An 18,971-nucleotide genomic window follows, 5' to 3' on the forward strand; every position below is an offset into this window, starting at 1 on the left:
TTTGCAACATGGAGCAACGGAAGATGGAGTGGGCAACCAGCACGCGCATGCGTGCGATCGCGGCCGCGGCGGGCGTGGCGTTTTATGCGGCGGGCGTGAGTCATGCGCACGCGCAGGCGGCTCAGCCGGGCGCGGCGGCGCGGCAGCCAGGCAACCACGCGGACCAGGCCACCGCGGCGGGCGGCACGTTGCCCGCGATTTCGGTGAGCGCGAGCAAGCAGCATGACGCGGTCGTCGGCCTCGTCGCGCGGCGCAGTACGAGCGGCACGAAAACGGATACGCCGATCGTCGAGATTCCGCAGACGATCAACGTCGTCACCGCGCAGCAGATCGAGGCCACGGGCGCGACCGACATCAACCAGGCGTTTCGCTACATCCCCGGCTTCTCGAGCTACGGATCGGACAACCGCTCCGACTGGTACTCGGCGCTGCGCGGCTTCACGCCGACCGTGTTCGTCGACGGGCTGCAGGTGCCGAACACCATCAACCTGTCGAGCTGGCGCGTCGATCCGTACATGATCGACAGCATCGCCGTGCTGCGCGGGCCGACCTCGGTGCTGTACGGGCAGGGCGATCCGGGCGCGACCGTCGACGTGCAGAGCAAGCTCGCGAACGGCGAGCGCATCCGCGAAGTCGGCGTGCAGATCGGCAACTACGCGCGCAAGCAATTGATGTTCGACGTGGGCGACAAGATCGGCCGCGACGGCACGCTGTCGTACCGGGTCGTCGGCGTCGGCCGCGACGGCAACGCGCAGACGGGGCCGCTCGCCGATCAGCGCGTGTCGCTCGCGCCGTCGCTCAAGTGGCAGCCGAACGCGAACACGTCGCTCACGCTGTCCGCGACCTATCTGCAGGACTGGGGCGACACGTCGAGCAACTTCCTGCCGGCCCAGGGCACGGTGCTGCCGAACCCGAACGGCACGATCTCGCGCGATCTGTATACGGCCGATGCGAACTTCGATCATTACCGCAAGAAGCAATGGTCGATCGGCTATCAGTTCGAGCACAAGCTCAACCCGGTGTGGACGTTCCGGCAGAACGTGCGCTGGATGCATCTGTCGCTCGACGATGCGTCGGTGTACGGCGGCGGGATCGACGACGCCGACCCGACGATGGCGTCGATGACCCGCTACGCGGGCGTGTTCCAGTTCAACTACAGCCGCTTCGACATCGACAACCAGGCACAGGCGAAATTCACGACCGGCCCGTTCGCGCACACGCTGTTGTTCGGCTTCGACTACAACCGGCAGACGACCACCGATAGCGAATGGCTCGCGAAGGCGCCGAGCCTGAACATGTACCGCCCGGTCTACGCGCCGGTCACGACCGGCATTTTCGGCGGGCCAGATGCGTATCCGCGCACCGATACGCACACCACGCTGAACGCGTTCGGCCTCTACGCGCAGGATCAGATCAAGTGGCAGCGCTGGGTGCTGACGCTCGGCGGCCGGCAGGACTGGACCCGCACCACGCAGGACGACATCGCGAATGTGGCGAGCTTCAAGCAGAACGACCATGCGTTCAGCGCCCGCGCCGGTCTGACGTACCTCGGCGATTACGGGCTGGCGCCGTATATCAGCTACGCCACGTCGTTCAATCCGCAGATCGGCCTGAAGCTGATGCAAGGCGGGCTCGCGACGCCGACGAAGGGGCGCCAGATCGAGGCCGGCCTGCGCTGGCAGCCGCCCGGCAAGAACCTGATGCTCAACGCGGCGGTGTATCAGATCAACCAGACCGACGTGGCGATGAGCAATCCGAACGACCCGACCAGCAGCACGGTGATCCAGGCGGGCGAGGTGCGCTCGCGCGGCATCGAGTTCAGCGCGGTCGGCAATCTGACGCGCGAGCTGTCGGTGATCGCCGCGTATGTGTACCAGGACGTGAAGAACGTGAAGGCAACCGACAACACGCTGAACATGTGGCCGACCGACGTGCCGCGGCCGCGCCAGATGGCGTCGCTGTGGGCCGACTGGACGTGGCGCAACGGGCCGCTCACGGGTTTCGGCGTCGGCGCGGGCGTGCGCTATCAAAGCGCGGCCGCGGGCGCGGCGGACAACTCGATATCGGTGCCGAGCTACACGCTCTTCGATGCGGCGCTGCATTACGAGCTGCGCAACTGGCGTTTCGCGCTCAACGCGACGAATCTGTTCAACCGGCGCTACGTGAGCGGCTGCCAGTCGTATTCGGTGTGCATGTACGGCAATCAGCGCACCGTGATGGCGTCGGCGAAATACAACTGGTGAGCGCGGCGCGAGCCGCCCGCCGATTCTTCATCCTGCTTCTTCATCCCGAAGCGCGGCGCGCCGGCGCGCCGCGCCAACCACAGGACAACGCTGCAATGGCAAAGAAAAAACTCGTCTACATCTGGTCGCTGCGCAACGCCGCCGCCGACAAGGCCGGCCAACAGATCGACTACAAGGGCGGCAAGCGCTACATGAAATCGGTGCTCGAATCGCTCGTCGAAGCGCTCAACGACACCGCGCTCGGTGACGCCTATTCGCTCGAACGCGTGATCTACGACGACGATGCGAACTCGCCGCGCGATCGCGAGAAGCTTGCCGAATACGGCTTCGCATACGAGCCGGGCAAGCGCTGGTTCTATCCGCCCGAGCTGCGCGTGCAGGGACGGCTCGTCAACGATCTGCTGCTCGCGATGGCGTCCGAATACCGGCGCGAGCCGCTGGATTCGCCCGCGCGGCCGGCCGGCAAGCGCGCATTCGAAGCGCGCCTGCGCGAGACGCTCGACGGGCTCGGCGCGGATCTCGTCGTGCTCGACGGGCTGCTCGTGATTCTCGACGAGCTGGTGCGCCCGGGCGCGCCGTATTGCCGGCGGATCGTCAATATCCATCCGGGCATCACGCGCGCGGATTCGCCCTACGAGCGGCGCGGCGCGTACGCGACGCTCGATGCGCTATACGGCGCGCGCGGGCACAAGGTCGTCGATTGGCAGACGATGGAGAGCGTCGCGGTGGAACCGGTCAGGATGACGGGTGCGTCGTTTCACTATGTCGACAACGGCGTCGATTCGGGCGAAGTGATCCACGACGTGCTGAATACCGAGATCGACGAGCGCGACACGATTCTCGAGTTGCGCTGGAACAACTTCAACCGGAGTCTGTTTCCGGCGCTGCATGAAGGGTTGGCCATGATGGCGGGGATCGACGTCAGCGTGGGTTGACGCAATACGGCCGGCGACGGTGCGCAGGCACGATTCACTGGCGCTCGCGTGCCCGGTGGTTTTCCCCGGACGGTGCCCACGCGGCATGCGCAGGCGCGCCGGCTGGCGTCAAGCGAACAGTTCGATCGGCTGGCGCCGCGGCGTGACCGGCCGCCGATGCGGCGTGTGCCGGCGCGCGATCACGCACGCTCTGCGCCGATAAGCGATTCCTACCGTCGGATGCCGCTCGCGTGCCGATGCATATAGCCCATGCTCGCAGGCCGTGGATCACCACTTACAGCCGGTATCGCGCAGCGCGTCGAGCGCGAGTGCCGGAATCGCCAGCAGGCCCATCTGCGCATGCGCGCGCCGGCAATCGGCGCGGGCGGCTTCGGATATCTGGTGCGTGAGCCGGGATGCCGCCGTGTCGTTGCGCGGCGCGGGGGCGCCGGACGACGCGCCGAGCGCGCCGACGGCCGCCGCCGCGACGCTTGGCGCGACCCGCCGGGGCGAGCCGATCGCGTCGAGTAGTGGAAACCTGGATTTCAGCGAATGCGGCGCTCGGGCGACAGCGTCGATCGCCGTCACAGCGGATCGCCGCTGAACAGCGCCGCGGCTGCCTGCGGATTCGACGGCCAGTAAGCATGCAGATACGTCGCGACGATCGGGCCGTGCCGGTAGACAGGTTCGCCCGGCGCGCCGTCGTCGGGCCGCGTCGCGTTGACGGTGGGCGTGAGCGGCGTGACGAAACGCGAGTAATGGAACGTGTGCCCCGTCAGCACGCCGAAGCGGGTGGCAAGCATCTGCATGCCCAGGCCGGCGAAGCGGCGCTGCATCGATGCTGCGCCGGGGATCAGGCCGAGCATCGGCGTGGCCGCACCGTCGGCATCGGTGAGCGTTTCGCCCAGATACAGCATCCCGCCGCATTCGGCGACGACGGGTTTGCCCGCCGCGACATGCGCGGCGATTGCGCGCGCCGTCGTCGCGTTCGCCGCGAGCCGCGCCGCATGCAACTCCGGATAGCCGCCCGGCAGATATAGCGCGTCGCAGCCGTCCGGCAGCGGCTCGTCGGCGAGCGGCGAAAAGATCGCAAGCTGCGCGCCGAGCGTTTGCAGCGCGTCGAGATTGGCCGGATAGATGAACGAAAACGCCGCGTCGCGTGCGATCGCGATCCGCTTGCCGGCGAGACGGCCGCCGGTATGGGCCGCCTCGGCGGGCAGGCCGCCGATCGTCGCGGCGGCGCCGGTTGCCGAACCGGCCGCGTGGCCGGCGGGCGAAAGCGCCGTTGTCGCGGCCGAATGCGCACCGCCGATATCGCCGGCGGGCGCGGGCGCGAATATGCGGCGATTGCCGGCATGCAACACGCCCGCTATGCCGGAAGCGGCATCGCCGCGAAAGTCGTGGCTTGCCGCGCCGAACTCGACGACGGGCGGCAGCGCCGCGAGCGCCGTCGCGGCGAGCGCATCGGCCGCGCGTTCGATGCGCGCTTCGAGATCGGCGATATCGTCGGGCTGATGCAGGCCGAGGTGCCGCTCGGGCAGCGCGATCAGCGGATCGCGCGGCAGATGGCCAAGCCAGCGAATCGATTGCGGCAGCGCGTCGCGCAGCAGCGCTGCGTGGCGCTCGGAGCCGACGCGATTGGCGAGCACGCCGTGGAACGGCACGCCGGGCCGGAATTGCGCGAGTCCGAACGCAATCGCGCCGAAGGTCTGCGCGATCGACTGCGCGGAGATCACCGCGGCGACCGGCACATGAAACGTCCGGGCGAGATCCGCGCTCGACGGCGTGCCGTCGTAAAGGCCCATCACGCCTTCGATCAGAATCACGTCGGCCTCGCGCGCGGCGCGCGCGAGCAGCGCACGGCAATCGCGCTCGCCGACCATGCCGAGATCGAGCGAATAAACGGGCGCGCCGCTCGCGCGCGCGAGCAGCATCGGATCGAGAAAATCCGGCCCGGTCTTGAATACGCGCACGCGCCGCCCGAGCCGCCAGTGATGGCGCGCGAGCGCCGCCGTCACCGAGGTCTTGCCCTGGCCGGACGCGCTCGCCGAAATGAACAGCGCGGGGCAGGCGGGCATCGGCTCAGAACTCCACGCCGCGCTGCGCCTTCACCCCTTGCTCGCGGTACGGGTGCTTGACGAGCCGCATTTCGGTGACGAGGTCGGCCGCGTCGATCAGCGCGTCGGGCGCGTGCCGGCCTGTCACGACGACGTGCAGCATCGGCGAGCGGGCCGCGAGCGTCGCGAGCACTTCGTCGAGCGGCAGGTATTCATACTTGAGCACGGTATTGAGCTCGTCGAGGATCACCATCCGGTAGTCGCCGCTTTCGATCATCCGGCGCGCCTCGTCCCAGCCGCGGCGGGCGGTCGCGATGTCGGCGTCGCGGTTTTGCGTATTCCACGTATAGCCGTCGCCCATCGTGACGAAATCGCATTGCGCGTGCGCGCCGAGAAAATCCCGCTCGGACGTATGCAGCGCGCCCTTGATGAACTGCACGACGCCGATGCGCATGCCGTGGCCGAGCATGCGCACGGCCATGCCGAACGCGGCGGTGCTCTTGCCCTTGCCGTTGCCGGTATGGACCATCAGCAAGCCCTTCTCGACGGTGGCGGCCGCCTGCTTCTTTTCGTGGCCCGCGCGGCGGCGCTCGGCCATGCGTTGATGCGATTCGGAATCGGTTTTCATCGATTGGCGTCCTGTGATTCGGTTGGGAGGTAGCGGTTTGGCGCGGCCGGGCGTTGCCGGAAGCGCGCTGAAGCCGGCAGCGGCGCGCGGCGAAGCCCGCGTTCGGCGCATCTCATGGCGCGCCGGCGACGCGGGCGATCGCGACCGTCACGCCATCGAGCGCGAGCTTGCCCGCAATGAGCGCACCGCCGGGTGCGGCAAGCAGCGCGCAAGGCTCGCACACGCCGTCCACGCCGAAGCGCGCGCGTGCGGCGACGGACGGTTTGCCGAATTCGCCGAACGGCGCGCCGTGCGCATCGCGCAGCGCAACCGCATTTCCGGCGGCCGAGCCGGCCGCGCCCGCCGCGTCGATGGCGAGCGCGCCGGCATGCGGCTCGGCCGACGGTCCGCAAGCGGCATCGGGCGAACGGCTCAGGCCACGCGCGAGTTGCTCGGCGATTGCGTCGCGCGAGAACGCGGCGAGCGGCCAGCCATGCCGTGCGCAGCATTCGACGAGGCCGGGCTCGCCCGCCTTCGCATCGAGCGTCGCGACGAGCACGATGTCGACAGCCGGTGCATCGGGCACGCGCGCGAGCGCCGCGTGAATCGCGGTGTCGATCGTGTCGGCCGTGCGTCCCGCGCGACAGCCGATGCCAAGCGCGACGCGCATCAGCACGCGCACGCGCGGCACCGGTCGGCGCGAGCGGGGCAGTGGTGCAGGGCGAATCGAATCATGCTGAGTAAGGCGGGCGCGGTGCGTTGGCGGGCGGAGGTCAGATGCGCGCATACGATAGCACAGCGGGGTTCGCGCCAGCGGCGAGCCGCCTGCCGGTTCGAATCGAACGGGACGTGGCGCATCGCGCTTGCGCCGCGTGTTTCACCGGCCTTTTTCAACGCGCCATTCAACGTGCGATTCAACGCGCCATTTGGTCCGAAGGGCTTACGGCACCTGTAAAAAAATTTTCATTGGATTTCGGTTTTGGCGCCATGTAGGTTGGCGACAGCGCACCGATTTCAACGGTTCCGCGTTGACGGCGATCCCGGTTTGCTCGAAGCAGACGATCGCGCCGGCATGACGCTTGGCGATGCACTGCTTTTGACCGCATGCGATAAATAAATATTGACGAGGGCATCGACATGAAGATGAAGAACATCTCGCGTTTGGCTTTTCTCATGCTCGCCGCGGTTCACGGCACGGCCGCGCAAGCCGGCGAATCCGCATCCGCCGTGCCGCCGGCGCCTGGCGAGAAGGCATGGCGCACGCTGTTTTGCGAATCCAACGGCGGGCGCGACGTGACCGACCAAGGCAAGCTCTCCACCGGCCCCGACGTGACGGCCGCGGTGGTGTGCCAGTATCCCGAATCGGGCAATCCGCGAGCCGCGGCGCGGCAGAACGAATATGCGAAAAATGCCGTGGCGGGGCCGATCCCAACGACGCCCGTTTCCGCGACGCTGCACCCGCCGAGCGGAAGCTTTTCGATCGCGGCAGGCAATCCGCTTGCCGTCTCGTGCTCCGCCGATCTGTACATCGCGCCGTGGGCCGGCCTGCCCGCGCGCAGCAACGGCACTTCGACGTTCAATTGCCGCGGCTACAACGTCGGGCAAAGTTCGGTGGGCTGCAATGTCCAGTGGTCGGGGCCGACCACGGTCGCGGTCGGCGCGTCGCCCTATGGCGCGAGCGCCAGCGTGAATTTCACGTGCGCGGCCACCCATGTCGGCGCGATCAGCTCCGTGATGGATTATTCCTACCGCGACCCGATCTATCAGCGCATAACGTACTCGGCTCAGAACGTATTCGGCACGATCAATATCCAGCCGTAGCGAGCGGGCTTTTTTTTCGAGCGCGAAACGCGGGCTCGAGCATTATCACCGGCATTGGCGGCGGCCCGATGCGACCGGCCGCCGGCCGCCCGAAAGCCATCCGCCTTTTGTCCGCCTTGACGCGTTCCCGACGCGCGCCTTACACTCGCCGCGTCTTGGTGCTCGCGCGCAAGTTCTTTTGCGCGCAGTTAAACGGGAAACAGGAAGCATGGCCGCCACGGCCCGCCAACCTGTGCTGCCCCCGCAACGGTAAGCGATGGCATCGCGCAAGCGGTGCGGCGCTGACTTCTCTACATGCGCGAGCGCATGTGCGATCGGCCACTGGATGCGTCGCGTCCGGGAAGGTGAAGCAGCGTGTTCGTCAGCCCGGATACCGGCCGAGATGCAGGGGGCGTGCGCCGTGCGGCGGCGCGCGTGCCCGGGAATCCGCGCTGCGGGGAGGCGGCGCGCCGGATCGTTCTCCAAAGGAGCATCATGCTCAAGTCGTTTCTCCGCCTGTTCAACGACAGTCCCGCCGAGCTGCGCAGCAAGATCGTCGGCATTTACGCACTGCTGATCGCCTTCAACATCGGCGCGTGGCTCTGGGCGCTCGCCGCGTTTCGCGGGCAGCCCGCGCTGCTCGGCACCGCGCTGCTTGCCTATACGTTCGGGCTGCGCCACGCGGTGGACGCCGATCACATTGCCGCGATCGACAACGTCACGCGCAAGCTGATGCACGAGCGGAAAAATCCGCTCGGCGCGGGTTTATTCTTCTCGCTCGGCCATTCGACGATCGTGATTCTGATGACCGTCGCGGTTGCGGCGACGGCCGCGTCGCTTGCAGCCCACTTCGATGAGATGAAGACGTGGGGCGGCGCGATCGGCACGAGCGTGTCGGCATTCTTCCTGCTGGTGCTCGCGTTCGCGAACCTGCTGATCCTGATTTCCGTGTGCCGGACGTTTCGCGCAGTCCGGCGCGGCGAGACGCTCGTCGAGCAGGATCTCGACCTGCTGCTGAACCGCCGCGGTTTTCTCGCGCGCGTGTTCCGGCCGCTGTTCGCGATCGTGTCGAAAAGCTGGCATCTGTATCCGATCGGCTTTCTGTTCGGGCTCGGTTTCGACACCGCGACCGAGATCGCGCTGTTCGGCATCTCGGCGACGCACGCGCAAGGCGGCCTGTCGTTCTGGTCGGTGATGGCGCTGCCGATCCTGTTCACTGCCGGGATGACGCTCGTCGACACGACGGACGGCATCATGATGATGGGCGCGTACCGCTGGGCGTTCGTGCGGCCGATCCGCAAGATCTACTACAACATGACGATCACGTTCGTATCGGTGGTGGTTGCGGTGGTGATCGGCGGGATCGAGGCGTTCGCGCTGATTGCGGACAAGTTCGAGCTGAAGGGCGGCGTATGGGATTTCGCGGCAATGGCGGCCGAGCATTTCGGCGTCCTCGGCTATTTCGTGATCGGAATCTTCGTCGTGAGTTGGGCCGTATCGGCGCTCGTCTACCGGCTCAAACGCTACGACGAAATCGACGTGACACTTTCGGCCTGAACGGCGCGCAGGCGACCTGCGGGCGCGGCGGCACACCGGACGACATTCGGATATTTGACGGAAACGACCATGCACATGCGCAAAATTCCCGTGACGATCGTCACGGGCTTCCTCGGCAGCGGCAAGACGACCTTGCTGCGGCATATCCTGCAACACGCGGGCGGCCGCCGGATTGTCGTGATCGTCAACGAATTCGGCGAACTCGGCATCGACGGCGAGATCCTCAAGGGCTGCGCAATTGGCTGCGACGAAGCGGGCGCCGAAGCCGACGGTCAACTCTACGAACTGGCGAACGGCTGCCTATGCTGCACGGTGCAGGAGGAGTTCTATCCCGTGATGGAGGCGCTCGTCGAGCGGCGCGCCGAGATCGACCACGTGCTGATCGAGACGTCCGGGCTTGCGTTGCCCAAGCCGCTCGTGCAGGCGTTCAACTGGCCGTCGATCAAGAACAGCTTTACGGTCGACGCGGTGTTGACGGTCGTCGACGGCCTGGCGGCGGCGCGCGGCCAGTTCGCGGAAAATCCGGCCGCAGTGGACGCGCAGCGCCGCGCGGACCCGAACCTCGACCACGAATCGCCGCTGCACGAACTGTTCGCCGATCAGCTTTCGGCCGCGGACCTCGTGATCCTCAACAAGACCGATCTGCTTGACGACTCGCAACTCGCGCGCGTCGACGCGGCGATCCGCGACGAGATCCCGCCGCACGTGAAGATCGTTCGCGCGCAGCGCGGCGAGCTCGATCTCGCGACGCTGCTTGGCCTGAACGCGGCGTCCGAGGAGACGATCCATCTGCGGCACGACCACCACGGCTCGGCCGACGACGCCGATCATCACCACGACGAATTCGATTCGGTCGTCGTGCATGCGCAGATCGGCTCGCGCGACGCGGCGCTCGCCGCGCTCGCCGCGCTTGTCGAAGCGCACACGATCTATCGCGTGAAGGGCTTCGCCGCGCTGCCCGATACGCCGATGCGGCTGGTCGTGCAGGGGGTGGGGCAGCGCTTCGACAGCTATTTCGACCGGCGCTGGCGCGACGACGAGGCGCGCTCGAGCCGGTTCGTGCTGATCGGAGAGGATCTCGACGCGGCGGCGCTGCAGCGCGCGTTCGACGCGGCGCTCGCGGCCCGCGCGCGCGCCGCTTGAGCGCAGCGCGCACGAACCAGCGCCATGCATTTACTACGCACGACACCCGGCGGCTTCGTCGACGACACGGCGGGAGTCGTGCGGATCGACCAGCGTGCGGCCGACATCGTGATTCTCAGCTCGGCCGACACGACGCTGTCGCTGCTCGCGAGCGTCGTGCCGACCCTTCCCGAAGGTTTTCCGAGCGTGCGGCTCGCGAACGTGACGTTTCTGCGCCAGCCCGCATCGGTCGATTTCTATATCGACGACGTGCTGCGGCATGCGCGCGTCGTCGTGATCGATCATCTCGGCGGCGAGTCGTACTGGCCATACGGAATCGAGCAGGCGGTCGCGCTCGCGGCCCGTACGGGAATGAAGCTTGCGATGTTCTCGGGCGATCTGCAGGAAGACACGAATCTGATCGCGAAGAGCACGGTCGCGCCCGATCTTTGCCGGCAGTGGTGGCGTTATCTGCGCGAGGGCGGAAGCGCGAACGCCGAAGCGCTGTTGCGCAGCATCGCGCATCACGCGCTCGGCTTCGGCAGGGAGCCCGAGCCGCCGCGTCCGCTGCCCGCGGCCGCGCTCTATCATCCGGCCCGCGCGAGCGCGACGCTCGACGATTGGCGCGCGCGCTGGCGCGAGGGCGCGCCGGTGGTCGCGATTCTGTTCTATAAGGCGCACTGGCAGGCGGCCAATACCGCGGTGTTCGACGCGCTCGCCGGCGCGCTCGAGCGCGAAGGGCTCAATCCGTTGCCGATCGCGGTGACGTCGCTCAAGGATGCGATGAGCCGCGCGGTGATCGAGCGGCTGTGCGCGGATGCGGCGGATGCGGGCGGCCCGGTTGCCGATGCGCGCCGAGCCGGCGCGCATGCCGCGCGCGTCTGCCTCGTGCTGAACACGACCGCGTTCGCCGCGGGCACGCCCGGCGACGAGGCCGAGGCGCTCGCCGGCGACGCGCCCGTGCTGCAGGTGATCCTGTCGGGCGGCAATCGCGACGCATGGCTGACCGATCCGCACGGCCTTCACGCGCGCGACATCGCGATGCACGTTGCGCTGCCCGAGGTCGACGGCCGGATCATCACGCGCGCGGTGAGTTTCAAGGGGCTGGCTTATCGTTGCGCGCATACCGAGGTCGACGTGGTCCGTTATCAGCCGGACGACGAGCGGATCGCGTTCGTCGCCGAGCTGAGCCGCCGCTGGTGCCGGCTGCGCACGCTCGACAACGCGGACAAGCGCATTGCGCTGATTCTCGCCAATTATCCGGCGAGCGAAGGGCGCATCGGCAACGGTGTCGGGCTCGACACGCCGGCCTCGGCGCTCGCGGTGCTCGCGATGCTGCGCGACCAGGGGTATCGCATCGCCGATGCCGACGACGGCGGCGCTCGCGGCGCGCAAGTCGACGAACTGCGCGACGAACTGCCCGAAGACGGCGACGCATTGCTCGCGCGGATCACCGCGGGCGTGACCAACGATGCGTCCACGCGCGCGCTGCGCCCGGCGTTTCAAAGCTACGCGCTCGACGACTATCTGCGCCGCTTCGCCGCGCTGCCGAGCGCGTTGCGCGATGCGCTGAACGAGCGCTGGGGGCCGCCGGAAGCGGACCCGACGCTGCGGCGCGGGCGCTTCGCGATCGCGGGCTGGCGCGCGGGCAACGTATTCGTCGGCGTGCAGCCGTCGCGTTCGCGCGGCGGCGACGATTACGCGAACTATCACGACGCCGATCTCGTGCCGCCGCACGCCTATCTCGCGTTCTATTTCTGGCTGCGCGACGTCTTCGCGATCGACGCGATCGTCCATCTCGGCAAGCACGGCAATCTCGAATGGCTGCCGGGCAAGAGCGTCGCGCTGTCGGCCGCGTGCTGGCCCGACCTGATTCTCGGGCCGCTGCCGCACCTGTATCCGTTCATCGTCAACGATCCGGGCGAGGGCAGCCAGGCGAAGCGGCGCGCGCAAGCGGTGATCGTCGATCATCTGATGCCGCCGCTGACCCGCGCGGAGAATTACGGGCCGCTGCAGGATCTCGAGCGGCAAGTCGACGAGTATTACGACGCGCTGATGGTCGATGCGCGCCGCGCGAAGGTATTGCGCGAGACGATTCTCGCGACGATCGTCGAGCACCGGCTGCACGAGGAACTCAGCATCGCGCCGCCCGACGGGCGCGACGCCGAGGACGCGCTGCTCACGCGTGTCGATGCGTGGCTTTGCGAGCTGAAGGAGGCGCAGATCCGCGACGGGCTGCATACGTTCGGCAGTTCGCCGCGCGGCCGTCAGCGGCGCGATACGCTCGCCGCGCTCGCGCGCTTTCCGGCCGGCGACGGCAGCGGCGAGCACGCCGGGTTGATCGGCGCGCTCGCGCGCGATCTTGCGCTGCCCGACGGTTTCGATCCGCTCGCGGCCGACTGGGCCGAGCCGTGGACCGGGCCGCGGCCCGACGCGCTTCGCGAGGTAAGCGGCGAGCCGTGGCGACATGCGGGCGACACGCGCGAACGGTTGGAGCAGCTCGCGAGCGCGTTGATCGAGCGCGTGTGCGAGCGGTGCGATGGCGCGCGGCGCGACGGCCAGCCGGCGATCGCCGCCGGCCATGCGGAAAACGTGAACGACGCGGGCGGCGGGCAGGCGACCGGCCGCGCCGCGCATACGACGATCGCCCAAGCCGGCGAGCGCGCTCACGCCGAAGCGGAATGGGATGGCGCCGCCGCGGCCCACGCGGTTCGCCCGGGCGTCGATCTCGACTACGTCGCCGCGCATTGGCCGCGCACGCACGCGGTGCTCGAGCGGCTCGCGCGCGATCTGCTGCCGCGCCTCGATGCGTGCGGCGCCGAGGAACTGCGCCAGCTGCGGCGCGGCCTCGAAGGCCGTTTCGTGCCGCCGGGGCCAAGCGGCTCGCCGTCACGCGGCAGGCCGGACGTGTTGCCGACCGGGCGCAACTTCTACGCGGTCGATACCCGCGCGGTGCCGACGCAGGCCGCATGGTCGATCGGTTTGAAATCGGCGCAGCAACTGATCGAACGCCATTTGCAGGAACACGGCGACTATCCGCGCGCGGTCGGTCTATCGGTATGGGGAACCGCGACGATGCGCACCGGCGGCGACGATATCGCCCAGGCGCTCGCGCTGCTGGGCGTGCGGCCGAAATGGGCGCCGGGCAGCCATCGGGTGACCGATTTCGAGATTCTGCCGATCGAAATCTTCGACAGGCCGCGGATCGACGTGACGCTGCGCGTGTCCGGCTTTTTCCGCGACGCGTTTGCAAACGTGATGCATTTGTTCGATGCGGCGGTGCAGGCAGTCGCGAATCTCGACGAGCCGCCGCAACTCAATCCGCTCCGCGAGCGCGTGCTGCGCGATACGCAGGCGCTTACGGCGCGCGGCATGCCGGCCGACGAAGCGCGGCGGCGCGCCGGCTGGCGCGTGTTCGGCGCGCGGCCGGGCGGCTATGGCGCGGGGCTGCAGACGTTGATCGACGACGGCCGCTGGAGCACGGATGCCGACCTTGCTCACGCCTACCATGCGTGGGGCGGCTATGCGTATGCGCAAAACAGCGCGGGCGACGTCGCGCACGACGCGTTTGGAATGCGCCTTGCGGCGATCGACGCGGTTGTGCAAAACCAGGACAGCCGCGAGCACGACATTCTCGATTCGAACGACTATTACCAGTTTCACGGCGGCATGGCGGTGGCGGTGCGGCACGCGTCCGGACGGCAGCCGAGCCTGTATCACGGCGACCATGCCAACCCGGCCGCGCCGCGGATCAACACGCTGCGCGAGGAGATTGCGCGCGTGATCCGCGCGCGCGTCGTCAACCCGAAGTGGATCGACGGCGTGAAGCGGCACGGTTACAAGGGCGCGGCGGAGATCGCCGCGACCGTCGATTATCTGTACGGCTACGATGCGACCGCGCGCGTGATCGCCGATCATCAGTACGCGCTCGTCGCCGACGCGTATTTGCACGATCCGGATACGCGCGCGTTCCTCGAGCGGCACAATCCGCACGCGCTGCACGGCATGTGCGAGCGGCTCGTCGAGGCGATGCAGCGTGGCCTATGGCAGGAACCGGGCGGGCACCGCGACGCGATCGAGGGCTATCTGCTCGCAAGCGAGCAGCTTCTGGAAGGGGCACGGCAATGAACGACGCGACCACCAACGATCTGAACGGCGGCGTCGGCGGCGGGCCGGCCGCACCGGGCACGGCAGCGGCGGCGCAAACGCCGGCAGCGCCGGCACCGCCGCAGGACGCTGCCGCGCTGCCGGCTGCCTATCCGTTTGCCGCGCTGACCGGCCAGCAGGCATTGCAGCAGGCGCTGCTGCTCGTCGCGGTCGATCCCGGCATCGGCGGGGTGCTCATCAGCGGCCCGCGCGGCACGGCCAAATCGACCGCCGCGCGCGCGCTTGCCGAACTGCTGCCCGAAGGGCGCTTTGTCACGCTGCCGTTATCGGCAAGCGACGAACAGGTGACGGGCTCGCTCGACCTCGCGAGCGCGCTCGCCGATCACACGGTGCGCTTCGCGCCGGGCCTGATCGCGCGCGCGCATCGCGGCGTGCTGTATGTCGACGAAATCAATCTGCTGCCGGACGCGCTCGTCGATGCGCTTCTCGATGCCGCCGCAAGCGGCATCCACACCGTGGAGCGCGACGGCATCTCGCACAGCCATCCGGCGCGCTTCGCGCTCGTCGGCACGATGAATCCCGAGGAGGGCGAGTTGCGGCCGCAGTTGCTCGACCGTTTCGGGCTGATGGTCGAAGTCGGCAACTGTAATGACGCCGTGCTGCGGCAGCAGATCGTCAGGATGCGGCTTGCGTTCGATCTCGATGCGCACGCGTTCCGGGAGCAGTATCGCGATGCCCAGGCGGCGCTCGTCGCGCGGATTCGCGCAGCGCGCGCCGCGTTGCCGGCGCTTGCATTCAGCGATGCCGCGCATGCGCGCGCGGCCGCGCTGTGCATCGACGCGGCGGTCGACGGGCTGCGCGGCGATCTGGTGATGCTGCGCGCCGCGCGGGCGCTGGCTGCGCTCGAAGGCGCGACGTCGGTCGATGCGGCGCACGTCGAGCGCGTGGCCGCCGACGTATTGCGTCATCGGCGCACGCGGCCCGATTCCGATACGGCGGGGGCTGACGACGCGGCGGCGCATGCCGCGCGGCGCGCGCCGGCGGCCGATTCACTCGGCCAAACGCCATCGAATTCGTCAGGCCGCGACGCATCGTCCAAACAGCATGACGACGACGCGCGTATCGCGCACGCCGCCGATCATGACGACGAGCCGCCGCCATTCGCGCGAGCCGGATCTCGCGCCGAAGCGGGCGACCCGGCGCACGCGGGAGCCCGCGCACCGTCCGGCGCAGACGGGGCGAATCGCCCGGTTCGTGATACCGCCGCGCAAACCCGCCCGGACGCCGCGTCGTCGGCCGATCGCGATTGGGGTCATCTGCCGCCCGAACCGGTGGGCATGGCCCCGGCACCGGCCGTCAAGCGCGTGATCGCGCTGCCGCTAAAAAAACGCTGAGCCATCGGACGGATGCCGCCGCTGCCGCCGTCGCGCCTCATGCGCCCGGCAACGGCCTTCGATGGCTCGACACCGGCATATGCAAACGCGACGCGCGCGGCGAACCCGGCACGCGCATCGCGTGGCGCGCCACGCTCGCGGCTGCGCGCGGCGACGCGCTGCGTGCCGAGCATCTGCGCTACCGGCCGCGAGCGGGCAACCCCGGCGCGCTGCATTGCTTCGTGCTCGATTGCTCCGCGTCGATGTTGGCGCACGGACGTCTTGCGCGGGCAAAGGGGCTGGTTGTCGCATTGTTCGATTGCCTCGCGCGCGAACGCGCGGCGGCGGCGCTCGTTTGCTTCGGCGGCGGCTCGGCCGACGTGCGCTTCGGCCCGGCCGTGCCGCGCTGGTGGAACGAGCGCTGGCTCGCGCCGATCGGCGGCGGCGGCGGCACGCCGTTCGTGCAAGGGATCGACGCCGCGCAGCGGCTGCTCGCGCGTGCCGCGCGTCGGCAGCCGCGGCAGGCGCGCTGGCTCTGGGTGCTGTCCGACGGACGCACTCGCGAAACCCCGGCGCGCCCCGTCCATGCCGAGCGGATCGTCGTCGTCGATTTCGATGATGCGTCCGTCCGGCTCGGCCGCTGCGCCCGGCTGGCCCGCGCGTGGGGCGCGACGCTGATCGGGCCGGATGCGCTCGGTAGCGGCTGATCGCCGGCGGCGCGGCCGATATGCGATCATCGGCTGATATTCCCCCGACCTTGTGGAGCCGATCAGCATGACCGACGAGCAGCCGACCATCGAAATCGAAACCGGTCCCAACCCGACATTCGCCGTGATCCTGATGCATGGCCTCGGCGCCGACGCGCACGATTTCGTGCCGTTGATTCCGGAATTGCACCTGCGCGATGCACCGGCCGTGCGTTTCGTGCTGCCGAACGCACCCGAGATTGCGGTGACGGCGAACAACGGCTATGTGATGCGCGCGTGGTACGACATTTTGTCGTTCCAGACGCTTGGCCGGCAGGTCGACGAAGCGGGAATCGAGGCGTCCTGCGCGACGGTGCGCGGGCTGATCGACGCGGAAAACCGGCGCGGTATTCCGACTTCGCGGATTTTCGTCGCGGGCTTTTCGCAGGGCGGAGCGATGACTTATTCGGCGGGGCTCACGCATCCGGAGACGCTCGCCGGCCTGATCGTGCTGTCCGGGTATATTCCATCGCCGGACTTCATCGATAAGCGGCTCGCCGAAGCGAATCGCGGCACGCCGATCTTCGCCGCGCACGGCACCGGCGATGACGTTCTACCGGTCGCGCTAGGCGAGGCCGCGCGCGATTTTGCAACGGCGCGCGGCGCGGGCGCCGGCTCGCGCGTCGAATGGCACGCGTATCCGATGCCGCATTCGGTTTGCGCGGAAGAGGTCGATGCGCTGCGCGGCTGGCTGCATGCGCGGATGGCCGCGCTGGCCGCGGCGTGAGCGCCGCCGCGGCGCGGACGGCATGATCGCCGCCGCGGCGCGGGCCGTGCGACCGACGGCGGCGTCATCTCGGGGCGCGGCGCGGTTTGCCGCGCCCGCCAAGCCGCGCTGCATTGCGGCCGGCTGCGCCCGCGTTCCACACAGGCGAAACGAATGCGAGCGCCCGCATCACGGCCGTTACGATTTCACCCACACGCCGCCCGCGCTCGGCACGTTGCCCTGCGTCCACCACTGCGCGCAGTACTTCGCGCCCTGATACATCACGCAGGTGCCGCCCGAATACGACGCGTCAGGCGACCAGGTCGGCGTGCCGCCGCTAACCGGCTTCCAGACCGCTGCCTGCCCCGGCACTTCGCCTTGCGTCCACCATTGCGCCTGATACGTGACGCCCTGGTACGTGACCGTCTGGCCTGCCGTATAGACTTGGCTTGCCGACCACGGCGCGGCCGATGGGGGCGTGCCGCCGCCCGTCGTGCCGCCGTAGTTCGGATCTTGCGTGACGCCGGTGCCCCAGTGTCCGGCGGCCTGCCTGAAGATCGCGGCGAACGCATACGGTTGTTGAACGATGCCCGAGCAAGTATCGGAAACCGATACGCCATTGTTCGGGCACGCCTGATCGCGGCCGGCCGACCAGTTGCTGATCAGGCCGTAGCCATTGGCGCGCGCGGCGTTCAACACGCTCTGCGCGTTGGCCAGCGTGAAGGTTTCGCCTTGCACGTCGTTCATGCCGATCATCGGCGTGACGCCGACCCGCTGCCAGAGCTGCGCACTGGTCTGCGGCTGACCGATGGCCTTATACGCGGTATCGAGCTGCGAATAAAGCGCCTGCGCGGCGCTGATCGCGGCCGCGCCCATATCGAGGTTCGCCGGGCCGTAGTCCATCGTCATGATGTTGACCGCATCGATCGCCGTCTTGTTCGCGAGCGCCGCGTTCAGCACGTTCAGACCGTCGTCTATGAGCCCCGTCGGCATCACGGGCAGCGTCAGCGTGACCGACAGCGGCTTGCCCTTTGCCGCATACTCGGCCTGAAGCTGCGACACCGCTTGAAAATTGCGCGCGACGGCCGCGCTGTCCTGCTGCGCGGCGCCTTCGATGTCGAAATCCACGTGGCGAAGGTCGTATGTATCGATGACCGTCTGATACGCGGCCTTCAGCGCGGGCACGCTCGAACAGGCCTGCATCAGCGGCGTGCCCGCCTCGCCGCCGAACGATACGGCGACTTCGCCGCCTTTCGCGCGGTAGCTGGCAAGCGATGCCGCAATCGACGCGAGCAGATCGCCGCTCGCGCCGCCTCCAATCTGCTGAACGCCGCCCCACGACGGCACGCACTGGCCGTTCGAGACGACGAACGCGAGCGTGAACTGCTGGATGCCTTGCGTGACGCCGATTTTGTCGATTTGTGGCGTCGGATAGAGCGTCACGTCGAGGTACGGCGCGTAGTAGACGCCCGTCGCATGACAGACGCCCGCCGCCGCGAGCACCCAGCCCGCGGCGAGCGCGCGCGGGACGAACCGAGACAACCGACTGGTTTTCATGATGTGTCTCCATGTTGGGGAGGCGGGACATGCTGGCCTACATGTCGCCGCCGGGCCGCCGCTTTCGATGCGACGATCGATGCATCGGCGCGCACATCATGGAGGATTCCGGGCGAGATGGAATGATTGGTTGTGCTGTTTACTGTGTTATTTCTTATCAGTTGACAATCAATTCGGTTTCC

General features: G+C 68.4%; 14 protein-coding genes and 1 riboswitch. Of the genes, 9 read left to right on the forward strand and 5 right to left on the reverse strand.

Going from position 1 to position 18,971, the window contains the following annotated elements:
* The first annotated feature begins 23 nt into the window (after positions 1-23).
* Positions 24-2,243, forward strand: coding sequence for a TonB-dependent siderophore receptor (locus BSIN_RS12175; RefSeq protein WP_173678675.1), 2,220 nt, complete (start codon positions 24-26; stop codon positions 2,241-2,243).
* Between the two features lie 95 nt (positions 2,244-2,338).
* A complete protein-coding gene (locus BSIN_RS12180) occupies positions 2,339-3,178 on the forward strand; it encodes a formyl transferase (protein WP_089340710.1) in 840 nt (279 codons plus the stop codon).
* 267 nt (positions 3,179-3,445) lie between these two features.
* Here the strand turns inward: BSIN_RS12180 and BSIN_RS12185 are convergent, their stop codons facing one another.
* The 4 genes from BSIN_RS12185 to BSIN_RS12200 form a co-directional block, all read right to left on the reverse strand.
* Entirely contained in the window at positions 3,446-3,745 is a 300-nt protein-coding gene (locus BSIN_RS12185; RefSeq protein WP_089340694.1) for a hypothetical protein, read from the reverse strand.
* A complete protein-coding gene (locus BSIN_RS12190) occupies positions 3,742-5,235 on the reverse strand; it encodes a cobyrinic acid a,c-diamide synthase CobB (protein WP_089340695.1) in 1,494 nt (497 codons plus the stop codon). Before BSIN_RS12190 ends, BSIN_RS12185 begins: the two co-directional genes overlap by 4 nt.
* Positions 5,236-5,239: 4 nt before the next feature.
* Positions 5,240-5,842, reverse strand: coding sequence for a cob(I)yrinic acid a,c-diamide adenosyltransferase (gene cobO / locus BSIN_RS12195; protein ID WP_069234503.1), 603 nt, complete (start codon positions 5,840-5,842; stop codon positions 5,240-5,242).
* A gap of 112 nt (positions 5,843-5,954) precedes the next feature.
* Complete coding sequence (locus tag BSIN_RS12200) at positions 5,955-6,494, reverse strand: cobalamin biosynthesis protein (RefSeq protein ID WP_089340711.1); 540 nt, start codon at positions 6,492-6,494, stop codon at positions 5,955-5,957.
* Positions 6,495-6,958: 464 nt separating this feature from the next.
* On the opposite strand from BSIN_RS12200, the gene BSIN_RS12205 reads away from it, so the two are divergent.
* The 7 genes from BSIN_RS12205 to BSIN_RS12235 all read left to right on the forward strand — a co-directional run bounded on the left by BSIN_RS12205 (position 6,959) and on the right by BSIN_RS12235 (position 17,253).
* A complete protein-coding gene (locus tag BSIN_RS12205) occupies positions 6,959-7,642 on the forward strand; it encodes a hypothetical protein (RefSeq protein ID WP_256583771.1) in 684 nt (227 codons plus the stop codon).
* A gap of 139 nt (positions 7,643-7,781) precedes the next feature.
* Positions 7,782-8,038: riboswitch (cobalamin riboswitch) on the forward strand.
* 78 nt (positions 8,039-8,116) lie between these two features.
* On the forward strand, positions 8,117-9,178 hold the full coding sequence (locus BSIN_RS12210; protein WP_069235252.1) for a HoxN/HupN/NixA family nickel/cobalt transporter: 1,062 nt from the start codon (positions 8,117-8,119) through the stop codon (positions 9,176-9,178).
* Positions 9,179-9,247: 69 nt separating this feature from the next.
* Positions 9,248-10,321, forward strand: coding sequence for a cobalamin biosynthesis protein CobW (gene cobW, locus BSIN_RS12215; protein ID WP_089340696.1), 1,074 nt, complete (start codon positions 9,248-9,250; stop codon positions 10,319-10,321).
* Between the two features lie 24 nt (positions 10,322-10,345).
* Entirely contained in the window at positions 10,346-14,428 is a 4,083-nt protein-coding gene (gene cobN / locus BSIN_RS12220) for a cobaltochelatase subunit CobN (RefSeq protein ID WP_089340697.1), read from the forward strand.
* Entirely contained in the window at positions 14,425-15,801 is a 1,377-nt protein-coding gene (locus tag BSIN_RS12225; RefSeq protein WP_089340698.1) for a magnesium chelatase ATPase subunit I, read from the forward strand. The genes cobN and BSIN_RS12225 overlap by 4 nt, the downstream gene beginning before the upstream one ends.
* Positions 15,802-15,878: 77 nt before the next feature.
* The gene (locus tag BSIN_RS12230) at positions 15,879-16,487 is read left to right on the forward strand and encodes a vWA domain-containing protein (protein ID WP_089340713.1); all 609 of its coding nucleotides are present in this window, start codon (positions 15,879-15,881) and stop codon (positions 16,485-16,487) included.
* A gap of 67 nt (positions 16,488-16,554) precedes the next feature.
* Complete coding sequence (locus tag BSIN_RS12235) at positions 16,555-17,253, forward strand: alpha/beta hydrolase (RefSeq protein WP_089340699.1); 699 nt, start codon at positions 16,555-16,557, stop codon at positions 17,251-17,253.
* Positions 17,254-17,430: 177 nt separating this feature from the next.
* On the opposite strand, the gene BSIN_RS12240 is transcribed toward BSIN_RS12235, so the two are convergent.
* Positions 17,431-18,789, reverse strand: coding sequence for a chitinase (locus BSIN_RS12240; RefSeq protein ID WP_089340700.1), 1,359 nt, complete (start codon positions 18,787-18,789; stop codon positions 17,431-17,433).
* Positions 18,790-18,971: the final 182 nt, after the last annotated feature.

This window comes from Burkholderia singularis, assembly GCF_900176645.1.
Classification (GTDB): Bacteria; Pseudomonadota; Gammaproteobacteria; order Burkholderiales; family Burkholderiaceae; genus Burkholderia; species Burkholderia singularis.